Below are 24,222 nucleotides of genomic sequence, written 5' to 3'. Positions count from 1 at the left end.
TTACCAGTGCGGCGGTTTCGTTACCGGCACGTCGGGCGCCGACTGCTCCTCCAGCGCCAGAAACCGCGTTGTCAGTGCATCGAGCTTGCGCTGCATTCTTTCCATGGTCTTCCATTGCTCGGCGATCTGCTCGGACAGCTCGGCAATGGTCTTTTCCTGCTCGGCAGCAAGCATCTCCAGTTGCACGATGCGTGCGTCGTCACTCATGCGGCGATGCCTTCCAATGCGCTGCGCAGCTTTGCGCCCAGCGGCTTCGGCTTTCTGGTTTCGCTGTCTACATAGACATGGATGAAGAAGCCTTCGGCTGCCGCGGTTTTCTCGTCATTGCGAAACAGCCCGACCTCGTAGCGCACCGAGGACGTACCCAGCCTGGCGACGCGAATGCCGGCGGTTACGACGTCTGGAAACGCCATCTCCGCGAAGTAGCGGCAACCGGTCTCGACCACAAGGCCGATCTGGTCGCCCCGATGGATGTCGAGCACGCCCTGCTCGATCAGCCAACCGTTCACTGCGGTGTCGAACAGCGAGTAATGGACCACGTTGTTCATGTGGCCGTAGGCGTCGTTGTCCATCCAACGCGTCGCGATGGTGCGGAACGCGCGATAGCCCTCGCGGGCCGATGGGGTTGCGCGGTCGTTCACCATGCGGCCCTGTAGATCGCGAGCGCATCGGCCTCGCCCACCTCGCGCGGGTTGTTGACCAGCAGGCGCTGCTGCTTCATCGCATCGGTCGCCATCTTGGCCAGCGCGTCCTCGCCGATGCCGACATCGCGCAGGCGCGGTTGCAGGCCGACGCGCGCGGACAGGGCCGCCATTTCCTCGATGAACGCCGCACAGCGCCCCTGCACGCTCTCTTCCCGCTCCAGATGCGGGAAGGCGTCGGCGGCGATCTCGGCATAGAGGTGTGCTGCGTCGGGCGCGTTGAAGCGCAGCACATGCGGCAGCACCAGCGCATTGGAAAGGCCATGCGGGATGTGAAACGTGCCACCGATGGGATAGGCAAGCGCATGAACGGCCGCCACCGGCGAATTGGCGAAGGCCTGTCCCGCCAGCATAGAGCCAAGCAGCATCGCGCCGCGCGCTTCCATGTTCCGCCCGTCCGATACGGCCGTCTCAATGTTGGCGCCCAGCAGTTGCAGCGCCTGTCTTGCCAGCATCCTCGACAGCGGATTGTTGTTTGCATTCTTCGATGCGTATGCCTCGATCGCGTGCACCATCGCGTCGATGCCGGTTGCTGCCGTGATGGAGGGCGGCAGGCCGAGCGTGAGTTCCGCATCCAGCACCGCCAGATCGGGCAGGATCACCGGGCTCGACACGCCGCGCTTTTCTTCCTCGCCCACGGTGATGATGGAGACTGGCGTCACCTCTGAGCCCGTGCCGGCCGTGGTGGGTACCAGAACCAGCGGCAGACGCGGCCCCTTGGCCTGCGCCACGCCCCACGCTTCGTCCAGATCCTCGCCCGACCCGATGAGCAGCGCCGCAAGCTTGCCCACGTCGAGCGACGAGCCGCCGCCGAAGCCGATCACGCCTGTCACACTTGCTGCGCGGCCGGCTTCCACCGCCTTCATCAGCGTCGAGCGGGAAGGGTCCGCCTCCACCTCGTCGAACACTGTGGCGATGATGCCGGACGCCTCCAGCGACGCAAGCGCCCGGTCGCATAGGCCCAGCCTTCGAAGCCCCGGATCGGTCACGAACAGCACGTTCGCGCCGAGCCTTTTCCCCGCAATCGTGCCGAGACGCTTGGTCGCGCCCGGCTCGAAGACCACCGACGGGGTCGTATTGAACGCGAAGGGAGCAAAAGCCTGTGTTTTCATGGCGGCGAAATTGACAAGCGCGCGCGCATTTGTCGAGAGTGAAGCGGGAGGGCGCATGCGGGTCGGATTGGCAAGCGCGAAAGCGCCATGCTAGATGTCTTGACCAAACGATAAAAACAAGAGTTCAGAGGGGTTGATCGGGCATATGGCAGACGCTGCGATCGAGCTTGCAGGCATAAACAAGAGTTTCGGCGCGGTTCACGCCAACCGCGACATTCATCTCGAAATCCCGCGCGGCACCATCCACGGCATCATCGGCGAGAACGGCGCGGGCAAATCGACGCTTATGTCGATCCTGTACGGGTTCTACCAGGCCGATAGCGGCGAAATCCGCGTCAACGGCAAGCCGACGACCATCAGCACCCCCAACGACGCCATAGCCACCGGCATCGGCATGGTTCATCAGCACTTCATGCTGGTTCAGAACTTCACGGTTCTGGAGAACGTCATGCTGGGCGCCGAGGGCGAGGCGCTGCTCAAATCGTCCATCGCCAAGGCGCGCTCCGAGTTGATCCGGCTGGAGAAGGAATACGGCCTTGAGGTCAACCCCAACGCCATCATCGAGGAACTGCCTGTCGGTCTCCAGCAGCGCGTGGAAATCCTCAAGGCGCTCTATCGTGGCGCCGACATTCTCATCCTCGACGAGCCGACGGGCGTGCTTACGCCGGCAGAGGCCGACCACCTGTTCCGCATCCTCGCCCAGCTCAAGGACGAGGGTAAGACGGTGGTCCTCATCACCCACAAGCTGCGCGAGATCATGGCGATCACCGACAACGTGTCGGTCATGCGGCAGGGCCAGATGGTCGCCACCCGCAAGACATCGGAAACGACGGTGGAGGAACTGGCCGAACTGATGGTCGGCCGCCGCGTGCTGCTGCGGGTGCAGAAGGACGAGGGCAAGCCCGGCGATTTCAAGCTGTCGGTGAAGAATCTGACTGTGAAGGATTCGCGCGGCGTCACCATGGTCGATGACGTGTCGTTGGATGTGCGGGCGGGCGAGATAGTCGGCATCGCGGGCGTGGCGGGCAACGGACAGTCCGAGCTGCTGGAGACGATCGCCGGCATCCGCCGGGCCGAATCCGGCACGGTGCTTCTCGACGGCAAGCCCATCGACGTCACCGGAACGGCCGATCCCGGCGAGCTTCGCGATCGCGGCCTGGCCCACGTGCCGGAAGACCGCCACTATGTCGGTCTCGTGCTGCCGTTCGAGGAGTATGAAAACTCCATCCTCGGCTATCACGACCACGCGCAATATCTGAAGGGCCCTTTTCTCGACATCGAGGCGATCCGGGCCGATGCGCGCGACAAGATCGAGAAGTACGATATCCGCCCTTCCAACGAGCGGCTGAAGACGGCCAACTTCTCCGGCGGCAATCAGCAGAAGATCGTGCTGGCGCGCGAGATCGAGAAGGATCCCGGCGTCCTCATCGTTGGTCAGCCGACGCGCGGCGTCGATGTGGGCGCGATCGAGTTCATCCACAAGCGGCTCATCGCCATGCGCGACGCCGGCAAGGCCGTGCTTCTGGTTTCGGTCGAGCTAGACGAGATACGTTCTCTGTCCGACCGCATTCTCGTGATGTTCGACGGCCGCGTCGTCGGCGAGCGTGACGGTGAAGCCAGCGAAGGCGAACTCGGTCTTCTCATGGCAGGTGTCGAGCGGCAGGAGGCGGCGCAATGAGCACGCCTTACGCCAGACTGCCCGCCTGGGCCGATTACGGTCTCATCCCCGTCATCAACCTCATCGTCGCTTTCGCGGTCGCCGGCCTCGTCGTGCTGCTGGTCGGCGAAAACCCCTTCCGCGCCGCCGCCATCATGGTGGAGGGCGCGTTCGGCTCCGGCCGCAACATCGCCTACACGCTCTACTATTCGACTTCCTTCATCTTCACCGGCCTGGCGGTGGCGGTCGCCTTCCATGGCGGGCTCTTCAACATCGGCGGCGAGGGGCAGGCCTATATCGGCGGGCTGGGCGTGGCGCTGGTGTGCCTAACTTTCGATTCCATCCTGCCGTGGTGGCTCACCTTCCCGCTCGCCATCATCGGTGCCGCCGCAGTCGGCGCTGCCTGGGCCTTAGTGCCGGCCTATCTTCAGGCAAAGCGCGGTTCGCACATCGTCATCACGACGATCATGTTCAACTTCATCGCGGCCAGCCTGATGGTCTACCTGTTGGTCGGGCCGCTCAAGCCGCAAGGCTCCATGGCCCCGCAGACCCGCACCTTCCTCGAGGGCGGCCAGCTCCCCAAGCTGAACTGGCTGATGGAATCCTTCGGCTTCGCCGTGCGATCCTCGCCCTTCAACATCTCGTTCCTGCTGGCTCTCGTCTGCGCCTTCCTCGTCTGGCTGCTCATCTGGCGCACGCGGCTCGGCTACGAGATCCGCACGCAGGGTTTCAGCCCGAAGGCCGCGCGCTATGCCGGCATCGGCGAGGCGCGCATCATCATCATCACCATGATGATCTCCGGCGCGCTGGCCGGCATGATGGCGCTCAACCCCGTGATGGGCGACCAGAACCGCCTGCAACTCGACTTCGTGACCGGCGCCGGCTTCGTCGGCATCGCGGTCGCGCTCATGGGGCGCTCGCATCCCGCCGGCATCGTGCCCGCGGCCATCCTGTTCGGCATGCTCTATCAGGGTGGTGCGGAACTCGCCTTCGAGATGCCTTCCATCAGCCGCGACATGATCGTCATCATCCAGGGTCTGGTAATCCTGTTTGCGGGCGCGCTGGAGCACATGTTCCGGCCCTCCATACAGGCTCTGTTCGCGAGCATCAGTCCACGGTCGGCGGGCGTCGTCGCCGCCAAGCGCGAGGGGGCGTGAGATGGAGTATTTCAATGCCCTCGTCGTCATCCTCGACTCCACAATCCGTCTGTCGATCCCGCTGCTTCTGGCCTGCCTCGCAGGTCTCTATTCGGAGCGCGCCGGCGTGTTCGATATCGGGCTCGAAGGCAAGATGCTGGCCGGCGCGTTTGCTGCCGGCGCGGCCGCGGCGGTCTATGGTTCCGCATGGTACGGGCTGGGTGCGGCCATTCTCGTGTCCGGCTTTCTGGCGCTAGTGCACGGCTTTGCCTCGATCACCCATCGCGGCAACCAGATCGTGTCCGGCGTGGCGATCAACTTCATCGCCGCCGGCTCCACCATCATTCTGGGGCAGGCATGGTTCAGCCAGGGCGGGCGCACGCCGTCGCTCGGCGCTGACAGCCGCTTCGGCGCGATCACGCTTCCCTTCGCCGAGGCCGCCCGCGACATACCGATCGTCGGCTACATCTACTACGAGCTGATTTCGGGCCACTCGATCATCGCCTATTTCGCCTTCTTCATGGTGTTCGCGACATGGTGGGTGCTGTTCCGCACCCGTTTCGGCCTGCGGATGCGAGCGGTCGGCGAGAACCCGTCGGCGGTGGACACGGCGGGCATTTCGGTGACGTGGCTGCGCTATCGCGCCGTCCTCATCACCGGCGCGCTGTGCGGCTTTGCTGGCAGCTACCTGGCGCTCACGCAGAATGCCGGCTTCGTCAAGGACATGACGGCCGGCCGCGGCTTCATCGCGCTTGCCGCTCTCATCTTCGCCAAGTGGCGGCCGGTGCCTGCCATGTTCGCCTGCCTGCTCTTCGGCTTCCTCGACGCGCTGGCGATCCGGTTGCAGGGAACGCCGCTGCCGCTGGTCGGCCGCGTTCCGGTGCAGTTCTTCCAGGCGCTGCCCTATGTGCTGACGGTGATCCTGCTTGCCGGCTTCATCGGCAAGGCCATCCCGCCGCGTGCCGGCGGTGTGCCCTACGTCAAGGAGCGTTGAGCATGACCCCGAAAAGTGCAGGCCGGTTTTCGGACCGGATCATGCGGAGGAAATAGCCATGTCGCACGATCTGTTCGAGGCCGCCACGGCGGCGATGGCGAAGTGCTATGCGCCCTATTCGAAGTTCCCGGTCGGAGCGGCGATCCGTACCGAGGATGGCCGCATCTATTCGGGCGCCAACATCGAGGTCGCGTCCTTCCCCGAGGGGTGGTGCGCCGAGACGACCGCGCTCGGCCACTACATCATGGGCGGCGGCGGCAGGATCACCGAGATCGCCGTCGTGGCCGAAAAGATGGCGCGGATCACGCCCTGCGGCGGGTGCCGTCAACGTCTGGCTGAGTTCGCCGGACCGGACGCGAAGCTGCATCTCTGCGACGAGACGGGCATCGTCGAGACATGGACCATGGGCGAGATACTGCCGCTCGGATTTGCCGGAGACACTTTGAAATGAATCGCACCATAGCGAAGATTACCGAAATGCTCGAAGGCCGGACGCCCAAGACGGCGCTGGTTCTCGGCTCCGGCCTCGGCGGGCTGGTGGATGAGGTGACGGATGCGGTGCGTATCCCCTACGGCGAACTGCCTGTGTTCCCGCAAAGCGGGGTCACCGGCCATGCTGGCCAGCTCGTCGCAGGCGATCTGGCCGGAACGCCGGTCATCATGCTCGCAGGCCGCGCGCATTATTACGAGCACGGCAACCCGGCCGCCATGCGGCCCGCGCTGGAAGCGCTGGCGGGCATCGGCATCGAGAAGCTGATCCTCACCAATGCGGCCGGCTCGCTGGAACCCGACATGGGCCCGGGCTCGGTGATGCTGATTACCGACCACATCAATTTTTCGGGCACCAATCCGCTCTTCGGCGAGCCGACCGACAAGCGCTTCGTCGGCCTCACGGAAGCCTACGATGCCGGCATCCGCGCCGCCTTCGAGAAGGCCGCCGAGGCCACCGGCACGCCGCTGCACCAGGGTGTCTATATGTGGTTCTCCGGGCCTTCCTTCGAGACCCCGGCCGAAATCCGCATGGCGCGGGTGATGGGTGCGAACGCGGTGGGCATGTCCACCGTGCCCGAAGTGATCCTTGCCCGTTTCCTCGGCCTGCGGGTCGCGGCCTGCTCCGTCGTCACCAATCTTGCCGCCGGCATGACGGGACAGGAGCTGTCGCATCAGGAAACCAAGGACATGGCCCCGCTCGGCGGAAAGCGGCTGGCTGCGATATTGAAGAAGATGTTCGCCGACGGAATGCTGGACGAATAGGCATAGCGATGCTGCCGCAGGAAATCGTCAGGAAGAAGCGCGATGGCCAGCCGCTGTCGAAGGCGGATATTGCGGCGTTCGTGACGGGCCTTAGCAAGGGTTCGTTCTCCGAAGGGCAGGTAGCCGCGCTCGCCATGGCCGTTTTCCTGAATGGCATGGAGCGCGACGAGGCGGTGGCGCTGACGCTGGCGATGCGCGATTCCGGCACGGTTCTCGACTGGTCCGACCTTCCGGGGCCGGTTACCGACAAGCACTCAACGGGCGGCGTCGGCGACAACGTCTCGCTGATGCTGGCGCCTATCGTCGCCGCCTGCGGTGCTTACGTGCCGATGATTTCGGGCCGGGGGCTGGGGCACACCGGCGGCACGCTCGACAAGATGGACGCGATACCGGGCTACGTAAGCCAGCCCGACAAGGCGCTGTTCCGCAAGGTAGTCCGCGAGGTTGGCTGCGCCATCATCGGCCAGACAGCGGATCTCGCTCCTGCCGACAAGCGGTTCTACGCGATCCGCGACGTGACCGCGACGGTCGAGTCCATCCCGCTCATCACCGCCTCGATCCTGTCGAAGAAGCTGGCGGCCGGCCTGCAGTCGCTCGTGCTGGACGTGAAGGCCGGCAACGGCGCGTTCATGGCGACCACCAAAGGCGCGGTCGCACTCGCTTCCAGCCTCGTCGAGGTGGCCAACGGCGCAGGCCTGCCGACCACGGCACTGATAACCGACATGAACCAGCCGCTCGCAAGCGCCGCCGGCAACGCGGTCGAGGTGGCCAACGCGGTCGATTTCCTGACCGGCCGCTTCCGCGACGCACGGCTTGAAGAGGTGACGCTGGCGCTGGCCGCCGAGATGCTGATGTCGTCAGGCATTGCCGGCACCCAGAAGGACGGCCTCGCGATGGCCCGCAACGCGCTGAATAACGGCCGGGCCGCCGACGTCTTCGGGCGCATGGTTGCCGCACTCGGCGGGCCCCGCGACTTCGTCGAGAACCACGCGAAATATCTGCCAAGGGCCGCTGTCGTTCGCCCGGTCAAGGCGCGCGAAGCAGGCTTCGTCACCGCGATCCGGTCGCGCGACATCGGCATCGCGGTCGTCGCACTGGGTGGCGGACGCACCAGGCCGGAAGATGCGATCGACCATTCCGTCGGCATCACCGCCCTGCTGCCCATACGCGCGGAGGTCGCAAGGGGCGAGACGCTGGCAATTGTTCATGCCGCGAATGAGGACCAGGCAGCGGCGGCGGAGGCCGCGGTGCTCGACGCTTATACGCTTGGCGACGCCCGGCCCCGTGCCGGCAAGACGGTTTTGCGGCGCGTGACGCCGTAGCTTCCCATCATCCCCAGCAACGCATCCGAGGTTACCGGAAAAGCACCTATCCTCGCCAAACCGTAAACCGAACGGTTGACTATTTTCGTGGCGACCCTTAATTAAACCGAATGGTTGAGATTGATCCCGTTCGGCTCGACGCCGTCTTCCACGCTTTGTCGGATACGACCCGTCGCGCGATGTTGCGGCAGCTGGCGACGGGCGAACGCAGTGTCGGCGAACTTGCTGCCCCCTACGCCATGTCGCTGGCCGGCGCTTCAAAGCATGTGAAGGTGCTGGAGGCGGCCGGTCTGGTACGCCGCGAGGTTAGGGGACGCACCCATCTGTGCCGGCTGGACGCGGCGCGGCTGGCGGAGGCGGAAGCGTGGCTCAGCTATTACGAGCGCTTCTGGACCCGCCATCTCGATGCGCTGGAAGGCCTGTTGCGCGCGGAAGATGCCGAAGGAGAAAAAGGATGACCCAAAACACCGTCTCTTTGCAGGTGACGCGACGTTTCGATGCAGCGCCCGAGCGCGTGTTCGACGCATGGCTGGACGTGGAGGTGGCGCGCCACTGGCTGTTCAGGGACGAAACCGGCGAGATCGTCGCGGCGCGAGCCGACCCGCGCGTGGGCGGCACGTTCAGCTTCGTCAGGCGCGATGCCGAAGGCGCGGATCTGGAGCATGTCGGCGAATATCTGGTGATAGACCGGCCGCGCAGGCTCGTCTTCACCTTCGCCGTACCGTCGATCAGCCCGGAATATGACCGCGTGACCATCGACATCGAGCGCCTGGACCGCGGCTGCGAACTCACGCTGACCAGCGAGATGTCGCCGGAAATCTTCGCCGAATGGGGCGAGCAGACGAAGGAGGGCTGGACGAAGTTGCTCGGCGGTCTTGCAGCACAGGTCGAAGGCTGATGTCGATGCGTGATCCTGAGAGCGACGGTCAGGGCATCGTCACCGAGCCCCGCACCGTGCGCATAGAGCGCCTGCTCCCCGGTCCCGCCGAGCGCGTGTGGGATTATCTGACGGATCCGCAAAAGCGCGGGCAGTGGCTGGCTGCGGGGCCCATGCAGGCTCATGCCGGCGGCCGCGTCGAGCATCTGTTTCGCCATCGCGAGCTTTCGCACGAGGAAACGCCTGCGCGCTACCGCGGCTTCGAGAACAGCCCGCCGATGTTCGGCGAGGTGACGCAATGGGACCCACCGCGCGTGCTCGCCTACACATGGCCGGGCGACAACGGATCGAGCGAGGTGACGTTCGAGCTCTACCCCGAGGGGCGCGACGTGCTGCTGGTGCTGACCCACAGGCGGCTCGCCGACAGCGACACGATGGTCAGCGTTGCTAGCGGCTGGGATGCGCATCTGGGCATCCTGATCGACCGCCTGAAAGGCGACACGCCACGCGGCTTCTGGAGCGCGCATGCCCGGCTCGAAGGCGTCTATCGCTGCCGCTTCCGTTTCCTGTCCGAACAGGGAACGACCCCGCAGCACGCGGTTCGGGTCGAGCGCGAATTCGATGCCACGCCCGCCGCACTTTATGCGGCATGGACGGACCTCGCAGTCATGAACCTCTGGTTCGGCCGCGTCGAGGCCGACATTCGCGTCGGCGGCAGCTATCGTGTCGAAAGCGACGGCGACGACGGCGAAGTCTTCGCCCACAAGGGCAAATATCTGGCTCTGGAGCCCGGCCGTTTCGTCAGGATGACTTTCGCGGTCGATACCGATGAGCCGAATCCGTACCTCGACGAGTTCATCCTGATCTCGTTTCACGGGAGGTCCGAGGGCCGCACGCTGCTGCGTCTCGACAATGGCTGGGATGGCCTAGGGCCGACCGAGCAGGATGTGGAGGCGGCAAGGGAGGGTTGGTCGATGTGGCTCGATCTCCTCGACCGGATGTTCGATCATAAACCCGAATTGAGGCAGCTACTGTGACGACGAATTTCGAAGGCGGGCGCAACATCGCGCTCAAGGTGCCGCCCCATCAGTATGACGACACCGTCCGGTTCTATCGCGAGACGCTGGGGCTCAGGATGATCGAAGGACACGAGCCGGCGGTTGGCTTCCACTTCGGCGCCAACCAGCTCTGGATCGACCGGATGCCGGGCATGAGCCAGGCCGAACTCTGGCTCGAGATCGTCACCGACGACATGGACACGGCAGCGGCTCATCTCGAACAGGCCGCCGTGGTGCGTTGCGACGAGATCGAGCCGTTGGGACCGAATTTTCGAGGGTTCTGGGTATCGAGCCCGTCCTCCATCATCCATCTCGTGGACGAGAAGGCGGGAGCCTGGTGAAATCGAGGGAGTAAGGCAATGATACGGTGCAACCTGTCCGACGTGATGGTTCTCGACCAGCAGAAGGCGGAAGACTTCTACGTCGGCAAGCTGGGTTTCGTGAAGAAGCACGACGTGCCTGCCGGCGGCGCGCGCTGGCTCACGGTGCAGGCCGCCGACGGTTCGGGCGTGGAACTGTTGCTGGAACCTGCGGGCATGGATTTCGCGCGGGAATACCAGAAGGCGCTCTACGATCGCGGCATCCCTTTCACCCAGCTTGGATGCGACGACGTGCAGGCAGAATACGAGCGTCTGACGAAGCTGGGTGTCACGTTTCGCAGCGAACCTGCCGCGCCGGCGCCGGGCTTGCCGGTGATGGCGACCTTCGAGGATGGCTGCGGCAACCTCATCTTGCTGGTCGAGGGCTAGAAATGCGGGCGGCGGCGGAAGTGGATCACCGTCGAGCCCAGATGCGGGCCGCGCGCTGTCTCGCGAAAGCCCAGCCGGTCGGCGAGGCTTATCGAGGCCGTGTTGCCTTCGCTGATGATGCAACTCTGCGGCGTTTCCGGATGGTGCGCATCGGCCCATCCCAGCACTGCCGTCATCGCCTCCCGTGCCAACCCGCGCCCGTGGGTGGAGGGAAGCAGCGCCCAGCCCGCTTCCAGCGTCCCGTCCAGCGAAGGCGTCATGTCCCGCTTGGCATCCATGATGCCGGCCTCGCCGATCACCTTGCCGCTTTGCCTGTGCTCGATGATCCAGAAACCGTAGCCGATTACCGCCCACATGCCGCGAAAGCGCAGGATGCGCGTCCAGCATTCCGCCCGGTCGAGCGGCTTGCCGGTGATGAACCGGACCACCTCGTGGTCGCTCCACAGCGCGGCATAGTCCGCTAGATCGTCCTCGCGATGCTCCCGCAGCACCAGACGTTCTGTGTCGAGAACGGGGACCGCGCTCATTCGCCCGTCAGCCGCTCTGCGATCAGCGCTGCAAGCCGCGCGGCAACCTCGTCCTTGGTCATTTCGGGCCACTCCTCGACACCATCGGCAGACACGATGCGGACGAGATTGCGGTCTCCTCCCATGACGCCGGTCGCGTTGACGCCGCTGTCGTGGGACACGTCGTTGGCGACGATGATGTCGGCTCCCTTCTTCGCCAGCTTTCTGCGTGCGTTGTCGACGAGGTTCTGCGTCTCGGCGGCAAAGCCGACAATCAGCCCGGGCCTTTGCGGGTGGTGGCCGATGGTGGCCAGTATGTCGGGGTTCTCGACCATCTGAAGGGCAGGTGGGGCCTTGCCCTCTTCCTTCTTGATCTTCTGGCCGGTCTCGCCCTCGGCTCGCCAGTCGGCGACGGCTGCGACGAAGACGCCTGCATCGGCAGGCAGTGCCGCTTCCACGGCGTCCTTCATCTGGCGGGCCGTCTCGACATGGGCGACCTTCACGCCGGCAGGATCGGGAACGTTGACCGGGCCGGCGACGAGCCGGACGTCTGCGCCCAGTCTCGCAAGCGCTGCCGCGATGGCGTGGCCCTGCTTGCCCGACGAGCGGTTGGCGATGTAGCGCACCGGGTCGATAGGTTCGTGGGTGGGGCCGGAGGTCACGACGATCCGCCTGCCGGCCAGCGGCCTTGCCGAAGGCGCCAGCCGCCCCTCAATGGCCGCTACGATGTCGAGAGGTTCGGCCATGCGGCCTTCGCCCGCCTCTCCGCTTTCGGCCATTTCACCGCGCGCAGGTCCGACGAAGGCGATGCCGTCGGCTTCCAGTGTCGTGCGGTTGCGCGCGGTCGCAGGATGGGCCCACATGCGCGGGTTCATCGCCGGCGCAACGAGCACCTTCTTGTCCGTCGCCATCAGCACGGTCGAGGCGAGATCGTTGGCAAGCCCGTTCGCCATCTTGGCCATCAGGTCGGCCGTCGCGGGCGCGACGACCAGCAGGTCGGCCTCCCGCGACAGGCGGATATGGCCGATATCGTGTTCGTCCTGCCGGTCGAACAGGTCGGTGAAGACGTGGTCGGCCGAAAGTGCACCGACCGCCAGCGGGGTGATGAACTCCTGAGCGGCGGATGTCATCACGCAGCGCACCGAAGCCCCGCGCTCGCGCAGGCGGCGGATGAGGTCGAGGCACTTATAGGCCGCGATGCCGCCACCGATGATGAGCAGGATGCGTTTGCCGGAAAGGGTCATGTCTGCGCCGCCTCAGGCCGGTTTGAGGGCCGGTTCGATGTCGGTATGGACGAAATCGTCGCCCTTGAACAGGAGCGGCAGGTTTCGCGATTTCGCCAGCGCGTAGGAGAAGCAGTCTCCGAAGTTTAGGCTGGCCGGATGTCCGGAACCGCGACCGTAGCGGCGATGTGCCTCGACACCGAGCAATGCCTGCCGTTCGTCGACTGGGACGAGTTCCACCCGCAAGTGTGCGAGGAGCGCGCGAAACTCCTTCATGCCCCGGTCGCCGAGCTTGGAGCCGATAACTATCGCGCATTCGATGTACGAACCGACGCTCATAAACAGTCGACGTTCTTCGGCAAGGGCTCGCGCGATCAGACCCGCATCCGACTCCTGCTTGAGGATTGCAACAATCGCAGAAGAATCAAGTGCGATCATTCGCGCTCAAGATATTCATAGAGTTCGTCGAAAACCTGCTTCTGGTCGAATTCGACGTTGGGTAGGCGCCGACCGAATGCAAGGATTTCATTGACCCTCGTCTGAACATCCACACTGTCGGAAGTAGGCACCTCGGCTTTCTCCGACTCCTGCAGCGGTCTGCGCAGACGGTCGCGCGCTTCCTGTTCCATGGATACGCCGCGCTTTGCCGCGCTGATCCGCAGGTCGCGCATCACCTCGTCATCGATCTTTCGAACGGTCATGCTGCCCATGGCTGCCTCCTGTCGATCGACAAGATATGACCGATAGGGTTTGATTGCAATGCTATCAATGATGGCGTTGCAATCACGTGATCTGCCAGGCAATGAACACGAGCGTCGCGGCAATGACCCAGAGCGCCACGCGTCCGGAGCGGGTGTGGCGTGCCTCGGCCTTGCCGATCCGCGCCGCCGTGTCGTCGTCGAAACGTAGCCCGTTTTCCGCCATCGCATCGATCTCGCGCGACAGCCTTTCGGTGCGCGCGGCGATCTCCGGGGCCTGGCGGGCGAGAGACAGAAGCGCTCCCGCACCATCCCTTGCATCCTCAAGAAGACCGCGGGGACCCAGATTGGCCCTGATCCAGTCGCCCACGACCGGCTCCGACGCCTTCCACATGTTGAAGGCCGGGTCCAGCGTGCGCGCCACGCCCTCCACCACCACCATGGTCTTCTGGAGCAGCACGAGTTCGGGCCGCGTCGCCATGTCGAAGAGTTCGGTTACCTCGAATAGCAGGGTGAGCAGGCGCGCCATCGAGATCGTCTCGGCAGGCTGCCCGTGGATCGGTTCGCCGATGGCGCGGATGGCCTGCGCGAAGGCGTGCACGTCATGGCTGCGCGGCACGTAGCCGGCCTCGAAATGCACCTCTGCCACGCGCAGATAGTCGCGCGTGATGAAACCGTAGAGGATTTCGGCGAGGAAGCGGCGCTCCTTCTTGCCCAGCCGGCCGGCGATGCCGAGGTCCACCGCCACGATGGTGCCGTCGGCTTCCACGAACAGGTTGCCGGGATGCATGTCGGCATGGAAGAAGCCGTCGCGCAGCGTGTGGCGCAGGAACGACTGGATCAGCGACGCCCCCAGTGCCTTCAGGTCGTGCCCTGCCGCTCGCAGCCCCTCGATGTCGTTCATCTTGACGCCGTCGATCCACTCCATGGTGACGACGTCGCGGCCGGTGCGCTCCCAGTCCACCCATGGCACGCGAAAACCGGGATCGTCCTTCGTGTTCTCGCCGAGCTCGGACAGGGCGGCCGCTTCCAGCCGCAGATCCATTTCGATCTTGGTGGTCTGCGCCAGCGTCTGGGTCACCTCCACCGGCTTCAGCCGCCTGGTGGCCGGCAAGAAACGTTCCTGCAGCCGCGCGGCGAGGAAGTAGCTTTCGAGATCGTTGTAGAAGCGCCGCCGCACGCCGGGACGGATGACCTTGACCGCCACCTTCTGCGGCGCCCCGTCGCGCGCAACCGAGGCCGGATGCACCTGCGCGATGGAGGCGGCCGCGATTGGCTCGTCGAAATGCGCGAAAAGCTCGCTCATCGGCCGGCCCAGCGATTCCTCGATCTCGGCCACCGCTTCCGCCGTCGGGAAGGTCTTCATCCGGTCCTGAAGGTTGGCGAGGTCGGTTGCCACCTCGGCGCCCACCACGTCGGGCCGCGTGGCGAGGAACTGCCCCAGCTTGACGTAGGACGGGCCGAGCTTGTCGATGGCGCGCGACATGCGCAGGCTGCGCTCGCTGCCCTTGGCTCTTCCCCGGGCAAGCAGCTTCGCCATCCGCCAGCCGGACTTGGGAAGGCCGGTGAGCTGGTCTCCGGGCAGGGAGGCGAAGACGCCCTCGCGTGTCAGGATCCAGCCGGCGCGGGCCAGCCGGAAATAGGCTGCTGGTGTGCTCATAGGGCCGGCCGCCTCACAGCTTCCAGCCGGAATGAAGCGCTGCGATGCCGCCCGAATAATCCCGCCACGTCACCCGGTCGAAGCCGGCCTTGCGGATCATCGCGGCGAAGTTCTGCTGGTTGGGGAAGCGAGCGATCGATTCGACCAGATAGCGGTAGGGCTCGCCCTCGCCGGCAACCATTTCGCCGATGCGCGGTATGGCGTTGAAAGACCAGGCCTCGTACGCCTTGTCCAGAAGCGGCATCTGGACCTCGGAAAATTCCAGGCACAGGAAACGCCCGCCGGGCTTGAGCACGCGATAGGCTTCTTCCAGCGCCTTTTCGATGCGCGGCACGTTGCGGATGCCGAACGCGATCGTATAGGCGTCGAAGCTGCGATCCTCGAACGGAAGCTCCTCGGCATTCGCCTCCACGAAGTCGATATTGTCGGCCAGCCCGCGCTTTTGCGCGCGCTCCTCGCCCACCCCAAGCATCGATCCGTTGATGTCGAGCACGGTCGCATGTCCGTTACGGCCGGACGCCTCGATCATGCGAAACGCGATGTCACCGGTGCCGCCGGCTACGTCCAGCACGCGCCAGCCCGGCTGCTTCGGCGGGTTCAGCCATGTCACCATGGCGTCCTTCCACAACCGGTGCAGCCCGCCCGACATCAGGTCGTTCATCAAATCGTAGCGGCCTGCGACCTTGTGGAAAACCTCGTTGACGAGGCCCTGCTTCTCGCCCGCGCCGACCTCGCGAAAGCCGTAGGCCGTTTCCATGCCGCCCGTGGCGGTCGTGCGCTGTTCCGACATATCTTCACCCGTTCGAATTTCGGCGGGACCATAGCCGATCGGGAAACGGGGCGCTATTGTCGATGCCGCGATGAACGGCCGCGCCTCGCGGCAGACGACACTGGAGACTGCGATGGCGCTGAAGGCCGAACTGCATTGCCACATCGAGGGGGCCGCCGCGCCCGAGCTGGTTATCCAGCAGGCGCGAAAATACAACCAGTCTACCGAGCCGTTCATCAAGGATGGCTCGTTCGTGTGGCACGACTTCACGTCCTTTCTGGCCGCCTACGACTTTGCAGCAGACCTTTTTCGCACCGAGGAAGACTATGCCCGGCTTTCCGAGCACTACCTTACCAGCCTTGCCCGCGACGGCGCGATCTATTCGGAGGTCTTCACCTCGCCCGACCATGCGATGAAGGCGGGCCTGTCGCCCAAGGCCTACACCGACGCGCTTGGCGAGGGCATGGCCCGCGCCAAGGCCAAGACCGGCATCGAGGGCAGGATGATCGTGACCGGCGTGCGCCATGTCGGCGTCGAATCGATCGAGAAGGCGGCGCGCTTTGCCGCCACCTGCGGCCATCCGCTGGTCACCGGCTTCGGCGTGGCGGGCGATGAGCGCATCGGTACTATGGAGGACTACGTCCGCGCCTTCGAGATCGCGCGCGAGGCTGGGCTGGGCATCACGATCCACGCGGGTGAGTTCGGCGGGGCGGAAAGCGTTCGCGACGCGCTGGACCATATCCGCCCGTCCCGCATCGGCCACGGCGTCCGCGCCATCGAGGATCCCGATCTCGTCAGGCGCATCGCGGAGGAGGGGATCGTGCTGGAGGTCTGTCCGGTCTCCAACATCGAGCTGAAGGTCTTTCCTTCGTTTGCCGAACATCCGTTCCCGGCCCTGCGCAAGGCGGGCTGCAAGGTCACGCTCAACTCCGACGACCCGCCCTATTTCTGGACGACGCTGAAACGCGAATACGAGGTCGCGGCCGAGCATTTCGGCCTGTCGCAGAAGGATTTGCATGCGGTGACGCGCACCGCCATCGAAGCCGCCTTCGTGGACAGGAAGACGCGCACCGCCCTGCTCGCCAGGCTGGACGCGGCCGCGCCCAAAGCCTGACAAAACTGTGGTTGCGGCAGCCGGCGCGGTATCTCGCCGGCGCATCTGCCGCTACTATCGCGCCGATCAATCTGTTCGGAGAGAAAGAAACATGAAGGGCGTCACGGTCGTCGATCACCCGCTTGTCCAGCACAAGCTCACCATCATGCGCGACAAGGAGACCTCGACGGCCGGCTTCCGGCGGCTGCTGCGCGAGATATCGCTGCTGCTGTGCTACGAGGTCACGCGCGACCTGGATTTGACGACGCGCACCATCGAGACCCCGCTGATGCCGATGGAGGCGCCCACCCTGGAAGGCAAGAAGCTGGTCTTCGCCTCGGTGCTTCGCGCCGGCAACGGGCTGCTTGACGGCATGCTCGATCTCGTCCCGGCGGCGCGCGTCGCCCATATCGGGCTTTACCGCGACCACGATACGCTTCAGGCGGTGGAGTATTTCTTCAAGGCGCCCAGCAATCTGGAAGATCGCCTCGTCATTGTGGTCGATCCCATGCTGGCGACCGCCAACTCCGCCATAGCAGCCATCGACAAGCTCAAGGAGCGCGGCGCGACCAACCTGCGCTTCCTGTGCCTTCTGGCCGCACCGGAGGGTATCGAGCGCTTCACGAAGGCGCATCCGGACGTGCCGGTCTTCACGGCGTCGATAGACGAGAAGCTCAACGAGAAGGGCTATATCGTGCCGGGCCTCGGCGATGCGGGCGACCGCATGTACGGCACCAAATAGCTTCAGGCCACGTCGCTGACCTTGGCGGGGCCGTGCGCCTCGCGGTCGTATACGACCATGCGGTTGCGGCCTTGCCGCTTGGCAGCATAGAGCGCGAGGTCGGCCTTGCTCGCCGCACTTTCCAGCGTATCGGCCGGCTCCACCAGATGCGCGCCGATCGACGTGCCGATGCGCAGCATCGTGCCGTCGAGAAGCTCGACCGGGCGGGCGCGGATCGCGTCGAGGATCTTGCTGCCGATGCCGGCCAGCGCGCGCGCATCGCAGGATTTTACGATCACGACGAACTCGTCGCCACCCCAGCGCGCGCACAGATCCTGCTCACGCGTGACGTCCAGCAGGCGCCTGGCTACCTCGGCGATCACCTCGTCGCCGACGATGTGGCCATGGTTGTCGTTGACCGTCTTGAAGTTGTCGATGTCGAGGATCAGGAGACCGGGCAGGGCCTCGTCGATGGCGAGGCGTCGCTCTTCCTGCGTATAGGCCTCGATGAAGCCGCGGCGGTTCAGCACGCCGCTCAGCTGGTCGACATAGGCGATGCGCTCGAGCTGTTCCGTGCGCTGGCGCACGGCCTCTTCCAGCTCTGCGCGATCCGTGCCGACGGCGAGCGCCATCCGGTTGAGGGCACGCGACAGCCGGGCGATCTCGTCCGTCCCCCGTTCCTCGACCGATTGCGAGAAGTCGCCTGCCTCGATGCGCTGCATCGACGCCTCCGCCCGTTGCAGCCTGTCGAGCACGCTGCGCTTGAACAGCAGGGTCACCAGTGCCGCTGCGGCCAGCATCATCAGGCCCAGCAGGCACGCGATGGGGCCGAACAGGCGGCGATCGATGATCTGGTCGACATCCATGATGGTGACGTTGTACCAGCCCAGCTCGCGCAGATGGCCGATCCCCACCAGCATCTTCGTGCCGTTGACGTTCATGAAGCGCGCCGACGCGGCATCGGTGCCCTGGTCGGTCACCTCGCGCATCATAGCCGCGAAGGCCGTGCGGTCGCCGGCGTTTTCGAGCAGCTGGAAGAAGGTCGTCTTGGCGTCGTCCTCCTTGGTCAGGCTGCGAAAGTCGATGAGGCTCTCGTCGCGGCTGGCCTGCACCGCGCCCGACCGGTCCACGAACATGCTCTCGACGCCGTTCTGGTCGGTCTCGACCACGTTGCGCAGGAACATCGTCAGGTCGATGCCGGTGCCCACGAGCCCGAGTATGCGCCCCTCATGCTCGACGACGCAGTTCATCCACACCTTGGTCACGCTCAGCACGTCGTCATGGTTGACGTTGAGGTGGCAGCCGGGGCCTGCCGCCAGCGTCTTGTAGTACCACTCGTCGTTGGGGTTGGCGGGCGAGACGGCATAGCGCCGCTGCGCGCCGGTATAGGTGCCGTCATGGTCGTTGAAATAGTAGTTGCCGGAAGCGCCGACGACAAAGAAGTAGCTGCGATCCACGAAGGTGCGTCGGAAATGCTCCAGCTCCGCGATGCCGCGCGCGTAGCGGTCGCGGTCGAATTCGTCGAGCGCCCAGTCGATGATGGTGGGTGAGCGCATCAGCGTCTCGGCCAGCGCCACCTCGCGGCGCAGCACCTCCAGCCCACGATAGCGGTCATAGAGAATCTGGCGCTCGGCGAACATGGTGCCCAGCGTCACCACCGTACGATCCACGATCCACACGAAGGCCGCAGCGGCCGGAACGGCAACCGCCACGAAGGCGGCAAGCGTGAGCATCAGGACGCGCAGGCGCAGGCTTGAACCGACTCTGCGGCTGATCGACGTGGTTATGCTGCCTGCCATGTGTTGCCTGTCATGTCGGCGACGATGCGCCACCCGCAACCGCCTAGCTCATTTAGCTGGCCGGAATCTTACGTCGGGTTAAGAAAGTCGGTGCTGGTACATGATCGCGGCCGCTCTGGCAACGCCTCGCGCTTGACGAAACGCGGCGGTGGGAGCAGATCGAAGATGCGCAAGCGTCGCATGCGCCGTCCTGTTCTGCCGGAGATACCGTGACCTATTCGGGCCTGCTTCAACTCGGTGCATCGACCGTGATTTTCGTTCTCGCGGCCAGCGCTGCCAAGGGCTGGACGATGGCGCCCACCCACTGGCGGCTTGCGCTCGTTCTTGCCCTCTACACGGCCGGAAACCTCATCATGCTGCGTCTGATACGCGAGTTCGGCATGGGCGTGGCGTTGAGCCTGTCGGCGGTCATCCAGCTGGTCGCGGTCAACCTCGTCGCCTTCCTGTGGTTCGGCGAGAAGGTGCATACGCTGCAGGGCCTCGGCATCCTCGCAGCCATCGTGGCGATAGGGCTCATCACGGTGGGCCCCTATCTTTCGGCTCGCTGACCGACGCTCACTTGCTGCGATAGAGCAGCCAGCTCTTGGAAAACGCACCCTCGTTGATCGACGAGAACCGCGTGACGCGGTTGCGTCCGGCCGCCTTGGAGGCATAGAGCGCCCGGTCGGCCTTCACGTAGAGATCGTCCGGCCCGCGCGCCTGCGTGGCCATGCATATGCCCAGCGAAACCGTGATCGGGCCGTAATTGGTGCCGTTCGACACGTTGACGAAGGGCGCTTCCATGATGGCCTGCCGGATTTCGTCGGCCAGCCTGTGGGTCGCGTCCTCGCCTGAGCCTTCCAGGATGACGGCGAATTCCTCGCCGCCCGTCCGCGCCACGAACGTCCCATCCTTGACGGTCGAGCGAATGATGCTCGCGACGATCTGGATGATGCGGTCGCCTACCGGATGGCCGAAACGGTCGTTGACGGTCTTGAAGCTGTCGATGTCCGCGAGGATCAGCGCGCCGAAGGCTATGCCCCGATTGCTTTCGTAGATCGCAGACACGGCACGGTCGAAAGCACGGCGATTCTGGATCTGCGTGAGTGCATCGGTGTCGGCCAGCCGCTTGTACTCCTCAAGCTTCGACTTGACCTCGTGCAGCTCCTGCGACTTGTCGGTTATAGACGAAACGATGTTGCTTTGGCTTTCGATCGAGGTGCGGGTGGCCGTGGCCGTCACGCTGACGATCTTTTCCAGGAACTCGCGGGTGATGGCCTGCCGGCCCGTCAGTCCGTTCGAGGTTTCGCCCAGGATTTTGCCGTAGGTCTCCATCGAATTGCGCTCTTTCTTGAGCAATCCGAGGATTTCGTCGAGCTTGGTGCTGATGGTGTCGCGCGCCTCATCGGCCGCATGCTCGTTGCCGCGATTGAGGAAGCGGTGCGCCACCTCGTCGATCTGCTTCTGGGTCGGCCGGCCGCCCAGTGCGGAAAGCGCGTCGGTTAGCTCCCGGTTTCCCGTGGTGACGGCTTCGTAGAACAGCTCGTAGTTGCGCGGCAGCGGCACGATGCCAAGCTGCCTCATGGTGAGCACGACGGTCGTGGCCGTGTCGGGACGGTTGACCATCGTGTCCGCACGGCGTGGTTCAGGCTGTTCCGAGGCCTGCATCATCAGTCTACCTATGCCCAACCCAGTTCCCCGCCACGCAGGGCCTACAGCCCGAGCGCAGACGTTCCTTTGCGCGAGCCCGATCCAGCCGAGCTGCGCCGTTCCATTAAAGCTAACCCTACGTAATTAAACGCTGGTTAAACAGTGAGGCGGGAATGCGATGGCAGGTTTCGCCGTGCCGATCCCGCGCCTCTGTAAGCAGCCTCTAATGCCCCAATCTTTACCAATTGGTATAGCCACTCCCATTTGGCACGTGCCAGGCGGGGCAGCGAGCCTGTGGCCATAGGTCATCACAATAGCGGGTCAACATTCCGTGAGGGGGAACCCCTGCGCCGCGGCCGCCTTACCTGTCTGCCTATCGAACGACAAAATAACAAAAGGACATTGACGATGTTGCGATCCGCATTCCTCATCACCGCTGCGCCGATGGCGCTTATGATCGCCAGCCCCGCCCATGCCGTGGACGAAACATTCGAAACCGAGCGCGGCACGATCCAGGTATCGACGGTCGTCGATGGGCTCGCAAATCCATGGGCCATTGCGTTCCTTCCGGGCGATGAGGGCATGCTGGTGACCGAGCGGGCCGGCGCGCTGCGGCTTGTGGATGCGGAAGGCAATCTGTCGGAGCCGATCGAGGGCGTGCCGCAGGTCGACGCGCGCGGGCAGGGCGGCCTGCTCGACGTCGCCCTCGACCCCGACTTTGCCGACAACCGGCTGGTCTATCTCTCATTTGCCGAGGCTGGCGACGGCGGCAACAGCACCGCGGTCGCACGCGGCCAGCTCAACGAAGATGCCACCGCGCTCGAAGAGGTCGAGGTCATCTTCTCCCAGCAGCCCAAGGTCCAGAGCACTGCCCATTTCGGCTCGCGCCTCGTCTTCGACAATGATGGCCATCTCTTCGTCACCATGGGCGACAGGAGCTCGCGCCAGTTCCGCGACATGGCGCAGGATACGGACTCGCACATCGGCACCATCGCGCGCATCAATCCCGACGGCTCGGTTCCGCAGGACAATCCCTTTGTCGGGCAGGATGGCGCGCTACCCGAAATCTGGGCCTATGGCGTGCGCAACGTGCAGGCGGCAGCCCTTCATCCCGAGACCGGCGTGCTCTGGGAGATCGAGCATGGTCCGCGCGGCGGTGACGAGCTGAACGTGATCGAGCCGGGCGCTAATTATGGCTGGCCGGTTGCCAGCTTCGGAGTGGAATACAGCGGCGACACCATCGGCGAAGGCATCAGCTCGGCCGAGGGCATGGTCGATCCGATCTACGAATGGACCCCGGTGATAGCCCCGTCCGGCATGGCTTTCTACTCCGGCGACGCGTTTCCGGAATGGCAGGGCAATCTTTTCGTCGGCGGCCTCGCCTCGACCGCGCTCGTGAGGCTCGAACTGGACGGCGACAGCGTCACCCACGAGGAGCGGCTGCTGGAGCCGCTGGGCCTGCGCATCCGCGATGTCGCGCAGGGTCCCGACGGGGCGATTTACGTCGCCACCGACGAGGCCAATGGCGGCATTCTGCGGGTCGCGCCGCAGACGGACTGAGCATTCAGTCGCGCAGTGCCGGGTCGCCTGCCTCCGGGCCGCCATGCGTGGCGGCTCCGGCTGGCGGCAAAGGTTCCGGGGCATCGCTCGCCCAAACCACCGCCTTGTAGTCGAAGCCGTAGACCAGCGTCGGCTTCACGATCTGGAAGTAGGGCGACAGGTCGAAATCGCGCGGGGTGTAGAGAGAGTGATGCCGTATGTGCATGATCTCGGCGCGCGAATAGTTCGACTGCGCCGAGGCACGGCCCGGCGCGCGGGTGATTTCGGGCAGGATCGGATAGCCGATCTCGCCATAGGCCTCCGCGATCATCGAGGAGCAGATCGCCCGTGTCGGGTCTCCAGAGCCGAAGGCCAGCATGCGCCTGCGCCAGCGCACCGGCACCGGCGGCGTCGGCAGGAAATAGCGCAGCATGTCGATGATGTTCTTGGTGTCGTATCGCAGGCCCAGCCGCGACACCATGAAATCCACGATGTGCTTCCTGTCCTCGGGCGTCAGGCCGGAGGCGCGGCAGATGCGCGTGTTGTAGCTGCGGTATTTGGATAGCGGGACGGCGACGCAGCCTTCGCCCAGATTGACCTCGACGAGACGCGGCCTCTCCGAGCCGTCCTCCGGCTCGGGCAGCGTGTCGCCGACATAGAGCGCTGCATGCGACCACGTGGACTGCGTCAGGTACTTGATCGCGGCGGAAATCTTCTGGTTGCCCTCGATCAGGAGGATGTCGCCCGATTGCAGCGTCCTGCGCAGCGTGTCCGGATCGGACGGCGTATAGGGCTCGTAACCCGACGATTCGCTTTGCAGCCGGCGTGCGAGGGAACGACCGAGACGGTCGAGCAGCGTGTCCTTTTTCGATGTCATCGATGGCGCGGTCGGTCTTGCTTCGGAAGCGCGGCACGCTATCAAGAGCCGTGGACAAGCGCAAAGCCCAAACGCCCCGTTTGCGGCGGACCTTGATATACGGCCCGGTCTGGTTTATATCAGCGTCAAATTCTTGGTCGGTAAGGCGAAGAGTGGGTCCACCCGGTCCCGCTCTTTTTTGTTAGCCGCCGGCCCTCTGGAGACGAGATGGCTGAACTGCAACAGGGCGACGACCGCCTTATTCGCGAAACCGGTATCGATGCGCGCGTTGCCGCGATCGTCGCGCCCGTGCTGTCTGCGATCGGTTTTCGCCTGGTGCGCGTGCGGCTGTCGGGCCAGAACGGGCTGACGCTGCAGATCATGGCGGAACGCCTCGACGGCACCATGGATGTCGAGGGCTGCGAAGAGGTCAGCCGCGCCGTCTCGCCGGTGCTGGACGTGGAAGACCCCATCGAGAAGGCGTATCATCTCGAGGTTTCGTCAGCCGGCATCGACAGGCCGCTCGTGCGAAAGAGCGATTTCGAGGCGGCTGTCGGCCATCTGGTGAAGATGGAGACCGCGGTCATGGTGGCGGAGCGCAAGCGCTTTCGCGGCAAGATCGCCGCGACCGACGAGGACGGCCTGACGATAGAGCGCGATCAGGCCAGCTACGGCGACGAGCCCGTCGTGCGGGTGCCGTGGGATGCCATCGCGGATGCCAAGCTGATCCTGACCGACGACCTCATCAGCGAGACGCTGAAGAAGGACAAGCAGGCCAAGAAGATGCGCGTGGAGGCCGAGGCCGACGTGCAGGACGAAGACGAAAACGCAAGCTAACGAGCAACCGGCCGCAAGGCCGGCGGAAATGC

28 protein-coding genes are annotated in these 24,222 nt (G+C 64.8%); 16 read left to right on the top strand and 12 right to left on the bottom strand.

Annotated features, from left to right (window positions below):
* The 3 genes from FY036_RS23525 to FY036_RS23515 are packed head-to-tail and all read right to left on the bottom strand — an operon-like array spanning nt 1 to nt 1,813.
* Nucleotides 1-207, bottom strand: coding sequence for a SlyX family protein (locus FY036_RS23525; protein WP_148917113.1), 207 nt, complete (start codon nt 205-207; stop codon nt 1-3).
* Complete coding sequence (locus FY036_RS23520) at nt 204-644, bottom strand: acyl-CoA thioesterase (protein ID WP_148917112.1); 441 nt, start codon at nt 642-644, stop codon at nt 204-206. Before FY036_RS23520 ends, FY036_RS23525 begins: the two co-directional genes overlap by 4 nt.
* Nucleotides 638-1,813 (bottom strand): iron-containing alcohol dehydrogenase, encoded by a 1,176-nt coding sequence (locus FY036_RS23515; RefSeq protein ID WP_148917111.1) that lies wholly within the window; start codon nt 1,811-1,813, stop codon nt 638-640. The genes FY036_RS23520 and FY036_RS23515 overlap by 7 nt, the downstream gene beginning before the upstream one ends.
* Before the next feature lie 145 nt (nt 1,814-1,958).
* Here FY036_RS23515 and FY036_RS23510 point away from each other — a divergent pair, with 145 nt between their 5' ends.
* From FY036_RS23510 to FY036_RS23460, 11 genes are all read left to right on the top strand, one after another.
* Complete coding sequence (locus FY036_RS23510; protein WP_148917110.1) at nt 1,959-3,491, top strand: ABC transporter ATP-binding protein; 1,533 nt, start codon at nt 1,959-1,961, stop codon at nt 3,489-3,491.
* Nucleotides 3,488-4,627, top strand: coding sequence for an ABC transporter permease (locus tag FY036_RS23505; protein ID WP_148917109.1), 1,140 nt, complete (start codon nt 3,488-3,490; stop codon nt 4,625-4,627). The genes FY036_RS23510 and FY036_RS23505 overlap by 4 nt, the downstream gene beginning before the upstream one ends.
* Before the next feature lies 1 nt (nt 4,628).
* Complete coding sequence (locus tag FY036_RS23500) at nt 4,629-5,600, top strand: ABC transporter permease (protein WP_148917108.1); 972 nt, start codon at nt 4,629-4,631, stop codon at nt 5,598-5,600.
* Between the two features lie 58 nt (nt 5,601-5,658).
* Nucleotides 5,659-6,051: a cytidine deaminase gene (locus tag FY036_RS23495; RefSeq protein WP_148917107.1), complete on the top strand. Its 393-nt coding sequence runs from the start codon at nt 5,659-5,661 to the stop codon at nt 6,049-6,051.
* Nucleotides 6,048-6,854: a purine-nucleoside phosphorylase gene (locus tag FY036_RS23490; protein ID WP_148917106.1), complete on the top strand. Its 807-nt coding sequence runs from the start codon at nt 6,048-6,050 to the stop codon at nt 6,852-6,854. Before FY036_RS23495 ends, FY036_RS23490 begins: the two co-directional genes overlap by 4 nt.
* 8 nt (nt 6,855-6,862) lie before the next feature.
* Nucleotides 6,863-8,176, top strand: a complete 1,314-nt coding sequence (deoA, locus tag FY036_RS23485; RefSeq protein WP_148917105.1) for a thymidine phosphorylase — start codon at nt 6,863-6,865, stop codon at nt 8,174-8,176.
* Nucleotides 8,177-8,286: 110 nt separating this feature from the next.
* Nucleotides 8,287-8,634, top strand: a complete 348-nt coding sequence (locus FY036_RS23480) for an ArsR/SmtB family transcription factor (protein ID WP_148917104.1) — start codon at nt 8,287-8,289, stop codon at nt 8,632-8,634.
* Nucleotides 8,631-9,074 carry an SRPBCC family protein gene (locus tag FY036_RS23475; protein WP_148917103.1) on the top strand — a complete coding sequence of 148 codons (444 nt, stop codon included), beginning with the start codon at nt 8,631-8,633 and terminating at the stop codon, nt 9,072-9,074. The genes FY036_RS23480 and FY036_RS23475 overlap by 4 nt, the downstream gene beginning before the upstream one ends.
* A complete protein-coding gene (locus FY036_RS23470; RefSeq protein WP_148917102.1) occupies nt 9,074-10,090 on the top strand; it encodes an SRPBCC domain-containing protein in 1,017 nt (338 codons plus the stop codon). The genes FY036_RS23475 and FY036_RS23470 overlap by 1 nt, the downstream gene beginning before the upstream one ends.
* Entirely contained in the window at nt 10,087-10,452 is a 366-nt protein-coding gene (locus FY036_RS23465; protein WP_148917101.1) for a VOC family protein, read from the top strand. The genes FY036_RS23470 and FY036_RS23465 overlap by 4 nt, the downstream gene beginning before the upstream one ends.
* 18 nt (nt 10,453-10,470) lie before the next feature.
* On the top strand, nt 10,471-10,860 hold the full coding sequence (locus FY036_RS23460; protein ID WP_148917100.1) for a VOC family protein: 390 nt from the start codon (nt 10,471-10,473) through the stop codon (nt 10,858-10,860).
* Here FY036_RS23460 and FY036_RS23455 read toward each other — a convergent pair.
* The 6 genes from FY036_RS23455 to ubiE form a co-directional block, all read right to left on the bottom strand.
* Entirely contained in the window at nt 10,857-11,387 is a 531-nt protein-coding gene (locus FY036_RS23455) for a GNAT family N-acetyltransferase (protein WP_148917099.1), read from the bottom strand. The genes FY036_RS23460 and FY036_RS23455 overlap by 4 nt on opposite strands.
* Nucleotides 11,384-12,610 (bottom strand): bifunctional phosphopantothenoylcysteine decarboxylase/phosphopantothenate--cysteine ligase CoaBC, encoded by a 1,227-nt coding sequence (gene coaBC, locus FY036_RS23450; RefSeq protein ID WP_148917098.1) that lies wholly within the window; start codon nt 12,608-12,610, stop codon nt 11,384-11,386. The genes FY036_RS23455 and coaBC overlap by 4 nt, the downstream gene beginning before the upstream one ends.
* A 12-nt stretch (nt 12,611-12,622) precedes the next feature.
* The gene (locus FY036_RS23445; protein WP_148917097.1) at nt 12,623-13,027 is read right to left on the bottom strand and encodes a type II toxin-antitoxin system VapC family toxin; all 405 of its coding nucleotides are present in this window, start codon (nt 13,025-13,027) and stop codon (nt 12,623-12,625) included.
* Nucleotides 13,024-13,299, bottom strand: a complete 276-nt coding sequence (locus FY036_RS23995) for a FitA-like ribbon-helix-helix domain-containing protein (RefSeq protein WP_201744845.1) — start codon at nt 13,297-13,299, stop codon at nt 13,024-13,026. The genes FY036_RS23445 and FY036_RS23995 overlap by 4 nt, the downstream gene beginning before the upstream one ends.
* Before the next feature lie 73 nt (nt 13,300-13,372).
* Nucleotides 13,373-14,947, bottom strand: a complete 1,575-nt coding sequence (gene ubiB / locus FY036_RS23435; protein ID WP_148917096.1) for a 2-polyprenylphenol 6-hydroxylase — start codon at nt 14,945-14,947, stop codon at nt 13,373-13,375.
* A 13-nt stretch (nt 14,948-14,960) separates the two neighbouring features.
* A complete protein-coding gene (gene ubiE / locus FY036_RS23430; protein ID WP_148917095.1) occupies nt 14,961-15,737 on the bottom strand; it encodes a bifunctional demethylmenaquinone methyltransferase/2-methoxy-6-polyprenyl-1,4-benzoquinol methylase UbiE in 777 nt (258 codons plus the stop codon).
* Nucleotides 15,738-15,849: 112 nt separating this feature from the next.
* Between ubiE and FY036_RS23425 the strand changes: the two genes are divergently transcribed.
* Nucleotides 15,850-16,830, top strand: a complete 981-nt coding sequence (locus FY036_RS23425) for an adenosine deaminase (protein ID WP_148917176.1) — start codon at nt 15,850-15,852, stop codon at nt 16,828-16,830.
* Nucleotides 16,831-16,921: 91 nt separating this feature from the next.
* Nucleotides 16,922-17,551: a uracil phosphoribosyltransferase gene (upp, locus tag FY036_RS23420; protein ID WP_148917094.1), complete on the top strand. Its 630-nt coding sequence runs from the start codon at nt 16,922-16,924 to the stop codon at nt 17,549-17,551.
* A gap of 2 nt (nt 17,552-17,553) precedes the next feature.
* On the opposite strand, the gene FY036_RS23415 is transcribed toward upp, so the two are convergent.
* Nucleotides 17,554-19,329, bottom strand: a complete 1,776-nt coding sequence (locus tag FY036_RS23415; RefSeq protein WP_148917093.1) for a diguanylate cyclase — start codon at nt 19,327-19,329, stop codon at nt 17,554-17,556.
* A gap of 209 nt (nt 19,330-19,538) precedes the next feature.
* Here FY036_RS23415 and FY036_RS23410 point away from each other — a divergent pair, with 209 nt between their 5' ends.
* Complete coding sequence (locus FY036_RS23410) at nt 19,539-19,877, top strand: hypothetical protein (protein ID WP_148917092.1); 339 nt, start codon at nt 19,539-19,541, stop codon at nt 19,875-19,877.
* Between the two features lie 7 nt (nt 19,878-19,884).
* On the opposite strand, the gene FY036_RS23405 is transcribed toward FY036_RS23410, so the two are convergent.
* Complete coding sequence (locus FY036_RS23405) at nt 19,885-20,979, bottom strand: GGDEF domain-containing protein (protein WP_235897780.1); 1,095 nt, start codon at nt 20,977-20,979, stop codon at nt 19,885-19,887.
* A 387-nt stretch (nt 20,980-21,366) separates the two neighbouring features.
* On the opposite strand from FY036_RS23405, the gene FY036_RS23400 reads away from it, so the two are divergent.
* Nucleotides 21,367-22,518, top strand: coding sequence for a PQQ-dependent sugar dehydrogenase (locus FY036_RS23400; protein ID WP_148917091.1), 1,152 nt, complete (start codon nt 21,367-21,369; stop codon nt 22,516-22,518).
* A 4-nt stretch (nt 22,519-22,522) separates the two neighbouring features.
* On the opposite strand, the gene FY036_RS23395 is transcribed toward FY036_RS23400, so the two are convergent.
* Nucleotides 22,523-23,374 (bottom strand): YiiX/YebB-like N1pC/P60 family cysteine hydrolase, encoded by an 852-nt coding sequence (locus FY036_RS23395; protein WP_148917090.1) that lies wholly within the window; start codon nt 23,372-23,374, stop codon nt 22,523-22,525.
* A 207-nt stretch (nt 23,375-23,581) separates the two neighbouring features.
* Here FY036_RS23395 and rimP point away from each other — a divergent pair, with 207 nt between their 5' ends.
* Complete coding sequence (gene rimP / locus FY036_RS23390; RefSeq protein WP_148917089.1) at nt 23,582-24,190, top strand: ribosome maturation factor RimP; 609 nt, start codon at nt 23,582-23,584, stop codon at nt 24,188-24,190.
* The last annotated feature ends 32 nt before the right edge of the window (nt 24,191-24,222 follow it).

The sequence above is a fragment of the Neoaquamicrobium microcysteis genome (assembly GCF_008180155.1).
Classification (GTDB): domain Bacteria; phylum Pseudomonadota; class Alphaproteobacteria; order Rhizobiales; family Rhizobiaceae; genus Aerobium; species Aerobium microcysteis.
This window is presented reverse-complemented; position numbering and strand designations above follow the sequence as displayed.

Coding starts and splice junctions, on each gene's coding strand:
- FY036_RS23525 (WP_148917113.1), bottom strand. CDS start 207: ATGAGTGACGACGCACGCATCGTGCAACTGGAGATGCTTGCTGCCGAG.
- FY036_RS23520 (WP_148917112.1), bottom strand. CDS start 644: ATGGTGAACGACCGCGCAACCCCATCGGCCCGCGAGGGCTATCGCGCG.
- FY036_RS23515 (WP_148917111.1), bottom strand. CDS start 1,813: ATGAAAACACAGGCTTTTGCTCCCTTCGCGTTCAATACGACCCCGTCG.
- FY036_RS23510 (WP_148917110.1), top strand. CDS start 1,959: ATGGCAGACGCTGCGATCGAGCTTGCAGGCATAAACAAGAGTTTCGGC.
- FY036_RS23505 (WP_148917109.1), top strand. CDS start 3,488: ATGAGCACGCCTTACGCCAGACTGCCCGCCTGGGCCGATTACGGTCTC.
- FY036_RS23500 (WP_148917108.1), top strand. CDS start 4,629: ATGGAGTATTTCAATGCCCTCGTCGTCATCCTCGACTCCACAATCCGT.
- FY036_RS23495 (WP_148917107.1), top strand. CDS start 5,659: ATGTCGCACGATCTGTTCGAGGCCGCCACGGCGGCGATGGCGAAGTGC.
- FY036_RS23490 (WP_148917106.1), top strand. CDS start 6,048: ATGAATCGCACCATAGCGAAGATTACCGAAATGCTCGAAGGCCGGACG.
- deoA (WP_148917105.1), top strand. CDS start 6,863: ATGCTGCCGCAGGAAATCGTCAGGAAGAAGCGCGATGGCCAGCCGCTG.
- FY036_RS23480 (WP_148917104.1), top strand. CDS start 8,287: ATGGTTGAGATTGATCCCGTTCGGCTCGACGCCGTCTTCCACGCTTTG.
- FY036_RS23475 (WP_148917103.1), top strand. CDS start 8,631: ATGACCCAAAACACCGTCTCTTTGCAGGTGACGCGACGTTTCGATGCA.
- FY036_RS23470 (WP_148917102.1), top strand. CDS start 9,074: ATGTCGATGCGTGATCCTGAGAGCGACGGTCAGGGCATCGTCACCGAG.
- FY036_RS23460 (WP_148917100.1), top strand. CDS start 10,471: ATGATACGGTGCAACCTGTCCGACGTGATGGTTCTCGACCAGCAGAAG.
- FY036_RS23455 (WP_148917099.1), bottom strand. CDS start 11,387: ATGAGCGCGGTCCCCGTTCTCGACACAGAACGTCTGGTGCTGCGGGAG.
- coaBC (WP_148917098.1), bottom strand. CDS start 12,610: ATGACCCTTTCCGGCAAACGCATCCTGCTCATCATCGGTGGCGGCATC.
- FY036_RS23445 (WP_148917097.1), bottom strand. CDS start 13,027: ATGATCGCACTTGATTCTTCTGCGATTGTTGCAATCCTCAAGCAGGAG.
- FY036_RS23995 (WP_201744845.1), bottom strand. CDS start 13,299: ATGGGCAGCATGACCGTTCGAAAGATCGATGACGAGGTGATGCGCGAC.
- ubiB (WP_148917096.1), bottom strand. CDS start 14,947: ATGAGCACACCAGCAGCCTATTTCCGGCTGGCCCGCGCCGGCTGGATC.
- ubiE (WP_148917095.1), bottom strand. CDS start 15,737: ATGTCGGAACAGCGCACGACCGCCACGGGCGGCATGGAAACGGCCTAC.
- FY036_RS23425 (WP_148917176.1), top strand. CDS start 15,850: ATGGCGCTGAAGGCCGAACTGCATTGCCACATCGAGGGGGCCGCCGCG.
- upp (WP_148917094.1), top strand. CDS start 16,922: ATGAAGGGCGTCACGGTCGTCGATCACCCGCTTGTCCAGCACAAGCTC.
- FY036_RS23415 (WP_148917093.1), bottom strand. CDS start 19,329: ATGGCAGGCAGCATAACCACGTCGATCAGCCGCAGAGTCGGTTCAAGC.
- FY036_RS23405 (WP_235897780.1), bottom strand. CDS start 20,979: ATGATGCAGGCCTCGGAACAGCCTGAACCACGCCGTGCGGACACGATG.
- FY036_RS23400 (WP_148917091.1), top strand. CDS start 21,367: ATGTTGCGATCCGCATTCCTCATCACCGCTGCGCCGATGGCGCTTATG.
- FY036_RS23395 (WP_148917090.1), bottom strand. CDS start 23,374: ATGACATCGAAAAAGGACACGCTGCTCGACCGTCTCGGTCGTTCCCTC.
- rimP (WP_148917089.1), top strand. CDS start 23,582: ATGGCTGAACTGCAACAGGGCGACGACCGCCTTATTCGCGAAACCGGT.